At 65.0% G+C, this 12,973-nt stretch carries 11 protein-coding genes; 4 read left to right on the top strand and 7 right to left on the bottom strand.

Going from position 1 to position 12,973, the window contains the following annotated elements:
* Positions 1 to 32 precede the first annotated feature (32 nt).
* The 6 genes from ACG3SL_RS12785 to ACG3SL_RS12760 form a co-directional block, all read right to left on the bottom strand.
* Positions 33 to 1,121: a serine hydrolase domain-containing protein gene (locus tag ACG3SL_RS12785; RefSeq protein ID WP_448661533.1), complete on the bottom strand. Its 1,089-nt coding sequence runs from the start codon at positions 1,119 to 1,121 to the stop codon at positions 33 to 35.
* Positions 1,118 to 3,388: a serine hydrolase domain-containing protein gene (locus tag ACG3SL_RS12780; protein ID WP_448661532.1), complete on the bottom strand. Its 2,271-nt coding sequence runs from the start codon at positions 3,386 to 3,388 to the stop codon at positions 1,118 to 1,120. Before ACG3SL_RS12780 ends, ACG3SL_RS12785 begins: the two co-directional genes overlap by 4 nt.
* A 190-nt stretch (positions 3,389 to 3,578) precedes the next feature.
* On the bottom strand, positions 3,579 to 3,977 hold the full coding sequence (locus ACG3SL_RS12775) for a hypothetical protein (protein WP_448661531.1): 399 nt from the start codon (positions 3,975 to 3,977) through the stop codon (positions 3,579 to 3,581).
* Positions 3,978 to 4,026: 49 nt separating this feature from the next.
* Complete coding sequence (locus ACG3SL_RS12770) at positions 4,027 to 5,301, bottom strand: sensor histidine kinase (RefSeq protein WP_448661530.1); 1,275 nt, start codon at positions 5,299 to 5,301, stop codon at positions 4,027 to 4,029.
* A 59-nt stretch (positions 5,302 to 5,360) separates the two neighbouring features.
* Entirely contained in the window at positions 5,361 to 6,026 is a 666-nt protein-coding gene (locus ACG3SL_RS12765; RefSeq protein WP_448661529.1) for a response regulator transcription factor, read from the bottom strand.
* Positions 6,027 to 6,101: 75 nt separating this feature from the next.
* Complete coding sequence (locus ACG3SL_RS12760) at positions 6,102 to 6,710, bottom strand: outer membrane protein (RefSeq protein WP_448661528.1); 609 nt, start codon at positions 6,708 to 6,710, stop codon at positions 6,102 to 6,104.
* A 312-nt stretch (positions 6,711 to 7,022) separates the two neighbouring features.
* On the opposite strand from ACG3SL_RS12760, the gene ACG3SL_RS12755 reads away from it, so the two are divergent.
* The gene (locus ACG3SL_RS12755; protein ID WP_448661527.1) at positions 7,023 to 7,907 is read left to right on the top strand and encodes an amidohydrolase family protein; all 885 of its coding nucleotides are present in this window, start codon (positions 7,023 to 7,025) and stop codon (positions 7,905 to 7,907) included.
* Here the strand turns inward: ACG3SL_RS12755 and ACG3SL_RS12750 are convergent.
* Positions 7,876 to 9,300, bottom strand: a complete 1,425-nt coding sequence (locus tag ACG3SL_RS12750; protein ID WP_448661526.1) for a LytR/AlgR family response regulator transcription factor — start codon at positions 9,298 to 9,300, stop codon at positions 7,876 to 7,878. The genes ACG3SL_RS12755 and ACG3SL_RS12750 overlap by 32 nt on opposite strands.
* A 127-nt stretch (positions 9,301 to 9,427) precedes the next feature.
* On the opposite strand from ACG3SL_RS12750, the gene ACG3SL_RS12745 reads away from it, so the two are divergent.
* From ACG3SL_RS12745 to ACG3SL_RS12735, 3 genes are all read left to right on the top strand, one after another.
* Positions 9,428 to 10,729, top strand: a complete 1,302-nt coding sequence (locus ACG3SL_RS12745) for an acetamidase/formamidase family protein (RefSeq protein WP_448661525.1) — start codon at positions 9,428 to 9,430, stop codon at positions 10,727 to 10,729.
* 181 nt (positions 10,730 to 10,910) lie between these two features.
* Positions 10,911 to 11,447 carry a hypothetical protein gene (locus ACG3SL_RS12740; RefSeq protein ID WP_448661524.1) on the top strand — a complete coding sequence of 179 codons (537 nt, stop codon included), beginning with the start codon at positions 10,911 to 10,913 and terminating at the stop codon, positions 11,445 to 11,447.
* Positions 11,448 to 11,677: 230 nt separating this feature from the next.
* Positions 11,678 to 12,154 (top strand): nuclear transport factor 2 family protein, encoded by a 477-nt coding sequence (locus tag ACG3SL_RS12735; RefSeq protein WP_448661523.1) that lies wholly within the window; start codon positions 11,678 to 11,680, stop codon positions 12,152 to 12,154.
* The last annotated feature ends 819 nt before the right edge of the window (positions 12,155 to 12,973 follow it).

Here is a 12,973-nt window from a genome sequence, read left to right as displayed (position 1 = left end):
GGTGAGGCAATGCTGCTGCCCCGCCATGGTGCTCACCCGCGCGGCGCGGCGCCGAACAGGTCGTCGGCGAACAGGTCGATGGCCTTTTGCGAAACGCCGGTGTTGTTGAGCAGCACAATGCTTTCCCGCGTGTCGTAGCGATGGGCGAGGAGCGAGCGATAGCCGTTCAGCCGCCCCGTTTCCCATGCCGCCGGGACCGGCTTGCCCGCGATGGTCATCGTCCGCACCCGGCCGCCGAGCGCATAATCCTGTTCGGGCACGCGCACCGTGCGCAGCGTCTCCAGCGATGCCGGCGCCAGGAACTCCCGGTCGAACACCCCATGTGCCAGCCGCAGCAGGTCGGGCGCCGTGCTGTAATAGCCGCCCGAGGCGACCATCACCGGGGTGCGCAGGCTCGGCCATTCGACCGGCGGGTCGACTGTGCGATAGGAACGGGCCGAACCGGGTTCGTTCTCGATGCCGATCGTAGCGGTCGTATGCACGAGGCGCAGCGGATCGAGCGTGATCGCGCGCATCGCGTTCTGGAAGGGCATGCCGGTCACCGCCTCGACGATCGCGACGACGATGAACCAGTTGGTCAGGGCATAGTCGAACTTGCTGCCCGGCGCGAAGATCAGGTCGCCCGAGGCGAAGCGGCGAACCGATTCGGCGGTGCCAAAGTCGTGCGTTACAAGATCCGGCTCAGCCTTCACTGCGTCGGTGAAAGCGTTGGGGATGCCGCTGGTGTTAGACAGCAGATGGGCAAGCGTGACTATCGCGCCCGTGTCGGCGCGGTAGCCCGGCAGCAAGGTGGCGATCGGCGCGTCGAGCGCCAGCTTGCCGGCCTCTACCAGCTTGAGCACCGTCACGGTGGTCAGGAACTTCGAGGTCGAGGCGATCCCGTACACGGTGTCCGTAGTCGCCGGCGTCTTCGCCGCGATATTCGCCAGCCCGAAATTGCGGGCATAGACCAACCTGCCGTTTCGGGCGCGGACGATCGTGCCGGCGAAGCCGTTCGCCTTCACGAAGGCATCGATTTTCGCGTCGTCCCGATGGGCCGCAGCCGATGCGGGCGTGGACAGCAGGGCCGTGAGTCCTGCGGCAAGACCGCCTTGGAGCAGCATCCGTCGATCCATCGTCATTCGATCCCTTGCGTCGACGATGTGCGTCCCGCCCGATACGTCGTTTCGAGAACGGCGTCGGCAAGGTCGCCAAGCTTCTGATAGTCCCAGCTCGCATTGTTCAGGACGATGACGGTATGCCCGTCCGCCAGCACGCGCCGGGCCACCATGCGAAAGCCACCATTGCTGCCATCCTCCCACGCCAGATCACGCAGCGTGCCGCCGACCCTGGCCGAACGAATGCGCCCGCCGAGCGCGTAATGCTGTTCTGGCATCTGGATGGTCGTCAGCGCCTTGCGGCTCTCCGGGGTGAGCAATTGGCCGCTCAGCACCGCGTCCATGACGACGAGCAGGTCGGGCGCCGTGGTGTAGAATCCTCCGGTCATCGCCATGAAACCGGGGATCGGATTGGGCTTTGGCTGCGGCGTGGGCGACAGAGTGGAATACCCCACTGCCATCCCGGCCTGTTTTGCCGAGTCGCCCGCATAGATGCCGCTGTCCGCCAAACCCAGTGGTCGCACCAACAGGCGATCGACCAGCGCCTTGTAACTGGTGCCCCCCACGCGTTCGACCACGGCCTGCACGAGGATCCAGTTCGACTGCGAATAGTCCCATTGCGTCCCCGGCGCGAAGGCCAAGTCGCCACTGGCATAGCGCCGAACCGCCTCCTGCATGTCCAGCTCCACGCCCCGGCTCGCCGGATCGGCCTGTCGCGCCTTGAGAATGTCATTGGGAAGCCCGCTCGAATGGCTCATCAATCGCCGCAGCGTCAGCCGCGCGCCATTATCGGCCCGATAGTCGGGCAGATACCGGGCGATCGGCGCGTCCAGATCGAGCTTGCCCTGATCGACCAGCTTGAGCACGATGACGGAGGCGATCCATTTGGACATGGACCCGATCTCGAACCGCGACCGGTCGGACAGCGGGACGCCATGGGCCGCGTCTGCCACACCGATCGCAGCGACATGGTCGATCGTCTTTCCCCGCGCGGTCAAAGCCACGCCGTTGAACCCGTCGTCGCGTGCGGCGTCGATCACGTCCCGCCAATTCGCCGTCGAAACCTGCGGGCCGGGGGTCGCGGCAACGGTCGTCGCAGCGGCAGCCGCTTCGCGTGCCGGTGGCTGTCGCGTTGCCTTCAGCAAGGCATTCACCGACGCAACCGCCGAGCCGTCGCCGGTCAGCGCGACGGCGGCGAAGGCGTGGTCGGCAGGCGCATAGACGACGAGGGCGCTGGCGCCCGGCGTGCCGCCCGCATGGCCGATCCACAGCAGGCGCCGGTCGCCGTCGGGTGCATCGAACACCATCGCGCCGAGCCCATAGAAAGTGCCGGAGTCGAACATCGGATACAGCGTCCCGGTCATGTCCTGCACCAGCGCCGGCGCGATCAGCCGGCCACCGAGCAGCGCGGACCAGAAGCGCACCATGTCGCTGGCCGACCCGACGACCGGACCGGCGGCACCCGCCCAGCTCGGATCGATCGGCGTCGCCTGCGCGGAGACGAGCGGCGCCACGCCCTCGGCCCCGCCGCCCGGCGGCAGTGCCCGCAGCGATGTGAGACCGAGCGGCATGAGGATTCGGGCGGTAATGGCTGCATCGATCGACCGGCCATCGACCTGCCGGACGATTTCCCCGAGCAGGTCATAGCCGGTGTTGGAGTAGCGCCAGTTCGCGCCGGGGCAGAAGAGCGCGCCATGCTTGCGTGCGATCGCCAGATTTTCACTCGGATCGCGATAGCGCGGCGCGGCATGGGCCTTCTTGTCCTCGTTCGCGCTGAACAGACCGCTCGTGTGCGCCAGCAGATCGCGTACCGTCACGACCTCGCCATTCGGCACGCCCGGAATCCATTTGGACACCCTGCCGTCGAGCGACAATTTTTGCTCCTGCACGAGTTGCAGGACGACGATGGCGGTGAAGGCCTTGCCGGCACTTGCCCAGAACAGGGGGCGCTGGCCAGCCGCGTCGCCGGTCCACACGCCCTTGCCTTCGATTCCCACTGCCGCCGTGATCGACGGCGCATGGGTGGCCGCCTTGATCGCGGCGAGGGCGCCGTCGAGCCGGGCGGTCGTTGCCGGATCGAGCGCGCTATCCGGGATCGCTGCGGGCGGGGGCACGGCCACCGCTGGGTGCAGGGGCCGCCCGGCATAGGGCGCGCGCACCGTGCAGACGACCGGCTTATAGTCCTCGGCCCGTGCGATGGCAGGCGTCAGGCAGGAAAGCGCGACGAGGATGCCACCGGCCCTCAGGAAGCGGCTGTGCGCTCGCGCGATGCGTGCAGGCAGGTTCAGCATGGATAAGCCTTGTTGTAGCGGATGAGCCCATAGAGCGCATCGAGATCGGGCGGGCATGGCGTCATGCTCGCTGCGACAGGCGGCCAGCAGATCGGCGATCTGGGGTCCGCATGGACGCTGATCGAACCTACGCCATTCGCCCGAGAGTTCCGGTTCGGCAGCCTGCCGCCCGTTTTAAAGGAAACGCAGCTCAACAGCCGAATTCGGGGCGCTCGAAGTCCTCGATCTGCCACCCATAGGCCGCGCGACGTGCGTAGAAGGTGTAGAAGCACTTTCGCTCCCTGGTGGTCGTCGGCGTATATTCGGTGCGACTCCGCGGGTGACCATTGCCGCCGCGCTCGACCCTTGTGGTAGCATCGCCGCCGCTCGTTTCAAATTCGCTCTGCATCCACTGATAGGCACGGCGGCCGTCCGGCAGGTCGCGCACGTCGACCGGCGGGCCATAGCGCGCCATCACTGCCTCGGGAGGCCGGCCGACATAGCCACGCATGATGTCAGCGGCGCAGCCGCAGAGCAGCAAGGCGAGGGCGAAGCAACCGGGCAGGGGGCTGCGGCAACGCAGGACCGGAAGAAACGAATAGGGCTTCATACGCAAACTCCAGTGGATAGCCGCACTTGTTTGCGCTGCGAAGATTGCGTCAGCCTTGCGTCCGCGCGGCGAACTCCAGCCGGATAATCGTGCCGCCCGAAGGTGCCTCGATCGCAGCTACCGATCCGCCGTGCCGTGTCATGACCTGGCGCACGAGATGGAGACCGAGACCGGCCCCCGTTGCGCGTGGACGCAGACGATGGAAGGGCTCGAATATCCGGTCGCGTTCATCGACCGGAATGCCCGGACCGTCATCCTCCACCTCGATCATTCTTCCCGCGATCCGCACGATGATGCGGCGCCCGCCATGCTCCATCGCATTTTGGATCAGGTTCGCGAGCACACGCGCAATCGCCGCGATGTCGCCGCAGACGATCTCGCCGCCAAGATCATCGACCTCGATCTCGACGCCGGCTACGAGCACCAGCGGCGCCAGATCCGCCGCAACCTCCCGCGCGACCCCGGCGAGATCGACTGTCTGGCGCAACGGCGGGTGCCGCTCCATGCGTTGAAGATCGAGCATCTGCTCGGCGAGAGTGGCGAGGCGCGCAACGTCGCGCTGCAGCCCTCGTCCCAATTCCGTGTCGGGGGCTGCATCGATCTTTGCCTGAAGGATGGCGATCGGCGTGCGAAGCTCATGCGCTGCATCGACGAGAAAGCGCTGGTGCCGGTCATAGCCGTCGTCGAGGCGCCGGAGGGCGCCGTTCATCGCCTCGACCAGCGGCACAAGTTCTACCGGGATATGGTCTGTCGGCAGTCGCGCGCCGCGGCGATCGATGTCGATTCCGCCCGCCTTGTCCGCGATCGTCGCCAAGCCATGGAGCGCGCGCCGCACAATCACTGGCGTTGCGACGATAGTGATTAATGCCAACAGGCCGAGCACCGGGATCATCATCAGGTTTGAAAGGAACAGCACGACGAAAGTCGCGCTGAACAGGCTGCCTTTGCCGAGCACGGTCAGTTGTCCGGCAGGCCCGGAGGCGCGCCGTACGATGGCCAGATACCGGAACGGCGGCTTCGTATCGCGGATGTCGGCGAAGGTGATGGCGCCGAGGTTGCGTGCCAGCGGACGATATAGCGCCGGTATCTCGCCGAAAGTGATCGTGTCACCGCGATCGCTTCGCGCGACGAACCAGAGGTCGGCGTTGGCGGCACGCAACGCTGCGAACTCCCCCGTCTCGACGATATGGAGCCGGCCATCCGCCCCACGCGCGACGGCACGTGCCGCTACTTCGGCGAACTTGGGGCTGACCAGCACGCCCCCCTCGTCGGTGACCACCAGATAGCCGACGAAGGCAAAGCCGAACAGAAGCAGGATGCTCATCTGGAATCCCAGCAGCCGCCCGATCAGGCGACGCTTGAGCGAGCCGGGCCGTTTCCTGGTCAATCTTGCCGTCGCAGCAGGTAGCCTACGCCACGAATGGCGTGGATCTCGACCCCAGCGCCTGCTTCCGCGAGCCGCTTCCGCAGCCGGGAAACATGCGAATCCAGCGTATTCGACTGGATCGCATCGTCGAAACCATAGACCGCGTCCTCCAGCGCGCCACGCTGCACCGTCCGCCCGCGCCGCCGCATCAACGCCGCGAGCACGCGCAATTCGCGGCGCGGCAGGTCGAGCCTTACGCCACCGACAAGCGCCTCGTCGTTCGCCATATCGTAAACCAGTTCACCCAGTTGCACCTGCTGGAGCGGCAGTGCAGTCGGGCGTCGGCGGACCGCACGCATTCGCGCCAGCATCTCCTCCATTGCGAAGGGCTTTGCGAGATAGTCGTCGGCACCGGCGTCGAGCCCGGCGACGCGATCGGTGACGTCGCCACGCGCGGTGAGGACGATCACCGGCACGCCCGGATTGGTGCGCCGCAACTCGGCGATGGCGTTGAGTCCGTCACCGTCGGAGAGCGTGCGGTCGAGCAGCACCAGATCACTGATGGCAAGCGTTGTCGCTTCATGGAGTTCGGCGAGCGAGGCGACATGATCGACGACATATCCCTCGCGCTCCAGCACCGTGCGGACCGCGATCGCCATCTCCGCCTCGTCCTCGACCAGCAATATTCTCAACCTCGCGCCCTCCCAGGGCCGGGCAGACGGTCGGTCCGACCGATCGCCTGCCCAACCGTTCACGGCTCAAAAGCCGATCGACATTCCGATCTGGACCTTCGACGAAGTCAATCCGTCGCCATAGTTGACGCGATTATACTCCGCGCGCGCGAAAACTCCCGGTATGAGCGCCACCTCGGCACCGCCGCCCCACAGGAAGCCGCTCCTGGTGTTGCTGGCATGGACATCGGCAAGGTTCGTCGCCCGGAAATCCGTGGTTTCGCGCGTCCGCAGCCAGCTATACCCCGTCCGACCATATAGCAGCACGCGCGGCGCCGGCAGCACACCGACACGACCGGAGACATCCCAAGCCCATCTTGGCTTCAGCGCATAATCGCCGATGGTGCTTGCGGCCTTGAGCGTGGCGCCGCCGCGGCCGATCCCGCCTTCGCCGCCGATCACCAGAACGTTGCCGAGCTGGACATCGTAGCCGACATGACCGCGATAGCCGATCCCGCCCTCCTTCTCGTCGAGCATCGAGGCGATGCGGGGCAACGCAAAGTCGCCTTCCTGCCAGCGATAGTCGACGGACGCCCCGATCTTGACGCCCGTAAAGGTCACGTCATCGTCCGATTGCGCGCGGGCAACAGTGGGTGCCAGCGCCAGGGCGCAGAGCAGCAAACAGATACGCTTCATCACAGATCCCTTCGATCCTTCTTACGGCTGCGCCAAATGCAGCCGAACGCCCGGATGGACGTGGAACCTTGTGTCAGCATTGCGGACGCCGGATCCGGCGATCAAAGCCGCGCCCGGCAGCCTGCGCCTGCCGCATGATTCTCCCAAGATCAGGACGCCCGCGCATGGGGCGCGTTTCAGCTTTGCCCTCCAGGCGATCCCATGCGCGCTTTCCCATTGAACTACATTGCGCCGACACGGCTGCCGCGTTTTTGACTTGCCTTGACAGTGCGTTTGGCTTGATCCAACTCCGCGGTATTGGGGGGGGGAAGCATGCGCAAAGCTCTTGGCCTGGCTGCTGTGGCCATCGCGGCGGTCCTTTCAGGCGGGGCCACCCTGGCGGCGGACGGCTATACGGGGCCGGTGATCGACACCCATGCCCATGTGCGGACCAGCCAGACCAACGGTTTGACCGACACGCATCCGATGGGCACGGCGGCTCTGCGCGCCCTGGACGCTGCCGCCGGTGTCCAGCGCAGCGCCCTGATCGTCATGGCTGACAAGGGCGACATGCCCGCCACACGCGCCCTCAACGACGCCCTGCTCGCGGCGGTGGCGGCCGATCCTGCCCATTTCTATCCCATCGCCTCGGTCCATCCGGCGGACGGCGACGCGGCGCTGGCGGAGCTGGAGCGCCTGGCGCGGCTGGGCGTCCGGGAGATCAAGCTGCATCCGAACAGCCAGCAGCTGGATGTCGCCGACCCGGCAGTGGCCCGCGTGACCGAGAAGGCCGGCCAGCTGGGCATGGCCGTGCTGTTCGACAGCTACAACCCGATGGATACCAACCAGCCGGGCAAGCTGATGATGCTGTCGTTCCGGCAACCGGGCACGAATTTCATCTTCGCCCATATGGGCTTCACGGAATTTCGCGAGTTCCAGAGCCTGGCGACACTGCGCAAGCTGGGCCGCGGCGGCAACGTCTGGCTGGACGTCTCGGCCATCGCTTCGGCTTATGCGGGATCGCCGGTGGCGCCGGAACTGGTCTGGACGCTGCGCCGGCACGGCATGGACCATGTGTTGTTCGGTTCGGACTGGCCCGTGGACACTCCCGCCGAAGCTTTAAGGGCGGTCCGCGCCCTGGGCCTGACCGCTGCCGAAGAGAAGCTGGTGCTTCACGACAACGCCGTCAAGCTGCTGAAGCTGGACCAAGGCTCATGAACGCCCGCAGCGTGGAAGCGTAGGCCCGGCCAATCGGCAGGACGATCGCACCCGACAGCTCGGCCAGGCGACCGTTAGGCCCGGCTTTCGTGCCATGAAGGTGCCGGACATTGATGGCATGACTGCGATGGATGCGGACGAAATCGGGTGGTAGAAGCGCGAGGACGGCTTTCAGTGTCATCGTGACCACGATTTCACGACCATCGGCCATATGCAGACTGCAATAATCATCGTCAGCCTTCAGGAACACGACCTGGGAAGGGGCTACCAGATGGTGGCGGGCACCGTCGCGCAGTGTCACAACCGGCTCGGCGGCAGGACTCGCGACCGGCACTTCCGCGACAGATGCGGGTCGCAATATCGCCCCGACCACTAACACGATCGCGGCGATGGCGGCAGAAACGTAATAGCCCGTATCGAGGAAATCGGGGCCGGCGACGTAGGCCCAGACCGCCAGCGCCGCCGCAATCAGCGCAAGAGCGATCGCGCGTCGGTCCTTGCGGAGGGCTGCCTGCATCGTAAGCGCGGCGATCGCCAGCATTGCGATCTCGAAGATGGCCAGCGACTGGCGGTCGGGGCCGCCGATGATCAGGCACGCCACCCCCATCGCCATGCCGGTGATACCGACGACGATACGGGGCTTGAGCGGCACCAACAGGCGGCTCGTCATGCCAACCAGCAGCAGACCGACGACCACTGTCAGTCCGGTCAGCACCTCCATGCGGGCGAGGTGCCACGGATAGGTGTAGGATATCGCGATCTTGCTGATCTCGACAAAACCCTGCGCGACGATCGCAGCCAGCACGGCCATCGCCGGGGCAGCCTGTCGCCCGATCCGGCCCGCGAGCAGTAGCGCGCCGAGCACCAGGAGCGCGACGGCCGGAAGCACCAGCGTCGCCAGCGTCGGCAGATAGTGGCGCAGCGTATAGCCTTGCGCGTCGCGTGGCGGTCCGATCGCGATGCGGTGGATCGGTTGCCCAACCGGGAGCCACAGATGATGCGCGGACAGGACGATTGTCACTCGGTTGTCCCCGGCACGGACCAAGGCGCGGGGTACGGCCAGGCTGGCGCTATAGCGACCCGGCGTCTCGCTTGCCCTGTTCACCCCGGGTGAGCCGTTCGCGCCGATAACGACGCCGTTCCAGCGGACCAGCGCGCTTGCCATCGCATCGATCTCGACCGCGATCGGGTCGTTGACGGCACCGGGCAGCACGCGAAAGGTGGTGGAGAGTGTCGTGAGGGGGGCTGTCAGTCTTTCATATTCCGGCGTGACGATACGGCACAGAACCGTTCGTGCATCCTCGCACGCCTGCCAGCGAGCAGGCGCGATGGCCCAGGCAGGAAACCCGAAGCACAGGGCCAGTAGTACGGCAAAGACACGGTACGCCATCATTCCGCTGATGTAGCATGGCACTGACGGTCGTTCACCGATCCGTACGGTCGTCCACCGATCAGTGATTTCCATCCACAGTCGAACACCGGCACGGTCGCCCAATCATTCCTGCGCACGAGTAGCCCGCATGTCCCCGATTCGCTTCGCCACCCTGCTTCTATCCGTCACTGCCTCGATCGTCGCCACCTCCGCAGCAGCAGCGGAGAGCTGGATCGTGCGCACCGATCTCTGGGGTAATCCTGCCTTCTCGACGCTCACCGTCGAGCGTCGCGGCAAGGACGTGACCGGCGATCTGGATGGCGACCGCATCGAGGGGCGTGTGACGGGCGACCGGCTCACCCTGACCGCAACCGACGGCAAGGGCCGCACATCGACCTACAAGGTGAGGGTACGCGGGAACGAACTGGCCGGCACCGCCGATATGCCCGACACCAACGATCCTGCCGCTCGCGTCACGCATGCGGTGACGGGATGGCGTGTCCCCGAACGCCAGGGCGGCGGTCCCCGCACTGTCGAGTACACGCCGACGGATTATTCCAATAGCTGGAACGCCGATCGCCGTCCGGTGCTGGTCGTCTGGCCGGGCGACACGATCCATACCACCACGATCGATTCCGGCGGGGTGGACAAGGACGGCAAGACCCGCGCCCTGTTCGGCAATCCGCAGACTGGTCCGTTCTTCATCGCCGGCGCACAGCCCGGTGATACGCTGGCGGTCCATATCCGCCGTCTCAAGCTCAACCGCGACTGGGCCGACAGCCTCGATGCCATCGTCGGGCGTGCGCTCGGCACGTCGCTGGTGCCGGAGGCGGGCACGCTCAACAAACCCGTCAAGTGGCTGCTCGATCGTGAGGCCGGTCGCGCCCGTCCCGAGAAGGCCGAGGGCGCGCTTGCAGGCTATTCGGTGCCGGTGAGGCCGATGCTGGGCGGACTTGCCGTCGCGCCCGGGTTCGGGATGCCGGCGATCTCAACCGGCGACACCGGCCGCTTCGGCGGCAACATGGATTTCCCCGAGGTAGCCGAAGGCAACACCGTGTATCTTCCCGTCCAACAGCCAGGGGCGCTGCTCTATTTCGGCGACGCCCACGCCCTGCAAGGCGATGGCGAGACGACGCAATATGCCCTCGAAACGTCGATGGAGGTGACCGTCACCGTCGAGCTTATCAAGGGGCGCAGCGTGTCGATGCCGCGCGTCGAATCGCCGACGCAGATCATGGTACTGGGCCAGGCCGGCTCGCTCGACGAGGCGCTGAAGTTCGCCAGCACCGGCATGATTCAGTGGCTGCGCCAGGACTATGGCATGACGCTGTCGCAGACCGCGCAGGTGCTTGGCACGGCGATGCGCTACAGCGTTCCCAATCTCGCGGGACGCAGCGTCGGCGTCGCGGCCCGGATCGACAAGGCGCTGTTGCCTCCCAAACGCTACTGATCGCCAAGCCCGGTCAAGACAGCGATCTACCCTTTGCCGCAATCGAACGGCGATAAAGGCCGTCGAGATCTTTCCATTGGGATTCTTGGCGGACTGTCCCTCGTTGTTCTGCGCGTCTGACGAAACACCGATACGATCCGCGGCGCTCGGCGGATCGATCTCGCCTGAAAGGATGTCGAGCATGCTATCGCTTTATGCCCTTGCGATCGCCGCGTTGACCCAGTCCGACGCAGCTACCGCCTGTCCTGTCGATCCCGCACAATATCTGGCGATGCCGCTCGAGGTGTTCGATCAGGATTTGTCCAGTGGATGGCGCGGTCTTGAGCGACAGGGATGCACCGCCCAGGCTGCGGATCTGCTCGCCGCCTATCGCCGCGGGCACCGCCAACTGACCGATCGCGAACGTAGCATCCTGTCCTGGCATGAGGGGCAGGTACGGGCGATGGTCGGGGACAGCCGCCGTGCGATCCCGCTGATGATGGGCGGGGTGCAGGACGATGGCGGCGTAATCGACTTCGTCGATTACGCACTCGGTACGATCGCCTTTCTACAACGCGACTATCCGGGGCTGCAGGCGGCCCGGGCACGGCTCGCGGCGTTTCCAAAACCTGCGGGGTTCAAGGACACCGCCACGGTCATGCACGAGGGCAAGGCGCTGACGGTGCATATCACATGGCCGCCCAATCTCGACGTGCTCGACCGGCTGATCCGCTGCTAGACAAGCCGTATCGCCAGGCTTATTCATGCTGAGCGAAAGCCTTATGATCGCCGTCGAAGAATGTCGACCTGTCTGCCGATGACCCGCTCGGCGCAGCGTCGCGCGAGTCTGGTGGAGCGGCTCATGCAGCTCAGTCGGCCCCTCCGAAAAAGTCCGAACATCACGATCCGATGGGAGGTGGCCGAGTGGGAACCAAAAATCCGTACATGTTGGGAGTGTTGGAAATGAAGATGATTACGCTGATCGGATTCGCAACGCTGGCATTCGGCCAGGTCCTGCCCGCCTGTGCCCAGAAGGTTGGACCGACGGCTTCATCGTCATCCGGATCGAACGAAGACCGCGCGACCTTGGAGACGTTGAACAGTGATTGGCTCACAGCCTACAAGACGAGCGACAGGGCGGCACTCGATCGCATCCTCGCCGATGACTTCGTGGCGGTCTATCCTGAAGACCGGGTTTTGCGCAAAGCCGATCTGATGGCGGCGGCGACCGGCACGTCGCGAACGGTCGAGACGGTTTCGTGGGATCGGTTGCGGATCATGGTTTTTGGTGATGTGGCGGTTGTAACCGCCCGAAGCCATCTGACCGGCGTGGCAGCGGGCAAGAGCTTCGACGCCTCCAACGACTATGCCGATGTGTACGCCAAGCGACACGGACGCTGGCAGGCCGTCAGCGCCCACGTCGTTCGGGCGGCGCCTGCACCCTGATGGTTAGCTGCACTTCGCAAGCATAGTTTCCGAACTGGTAACCTGATGCGGGGCAGCTGGTAACTGAATGCACAGGCAATCCGGTGACAAGCTTGCCCTTCTCGAAACCTGCTCGCGATTGTGTTTTCCCGAAATGGCGCATCGGAGATGGAGAAACGGGACGATTGCTCATGCCCCAAACGACCAGTTTCCGGAGCTGATGTGGTCGATTGAACGGCGAAATCTGTGGCGCTTATTGTCCGGCGGGTCAGTGGCGCCGGTCAGCGGCTTCCGTCAAGTTCCGACGTTCGGGTCAACACGTGTGAACGGCATTATCTGGTCGCCAGCTGCCGGGAACGATGCGCCCATGATGGTGGCCTGCGGATATCCCGGAGGAAGGTGGAAAGGCGGAGTCTGGGGTACGAATCAGACACTCGCCAGGGTCCCGCAAGCTGCGGATATCGACGCCATGGGCCCCAGACCAATCCGTCAAAGTCCGTCGATTTCCAGCTACGGTTTTGCAGTAAATTGCACGTTTGTGCAGCCATTAAGCAGCTAAGCGATTGAAATCGCTGGTGACCCCTACGGGAGGCGGAAACGCAGGATATCTATTTGATAGTATTGTATAATCTATAAGACGGGACACTTCATACCATTGAACATACCATCAAATTTCTCTCGAACTTGTGCTCTCGGCTTCGACCGGCGGGCACAGGCAAGAGTCACACAGAGAAAAGAAGGTTTAACGGCCGAGCGTTTGCGGTCCCCGCCGCTGTTTGGCGGACCAGGGGAGGGTTGATTGCTGCCTATGGGCTCTAGCAGCGCCTGACCTCCTTACCC

This window comes from Sphingomonas degradans, assembly GCF_053502645.1.
The sequence above is the reverse complement of the archived record's forward strand: the minus strand, read 5'-3'. Positions and strand labels throughout refer to the sequence as shown.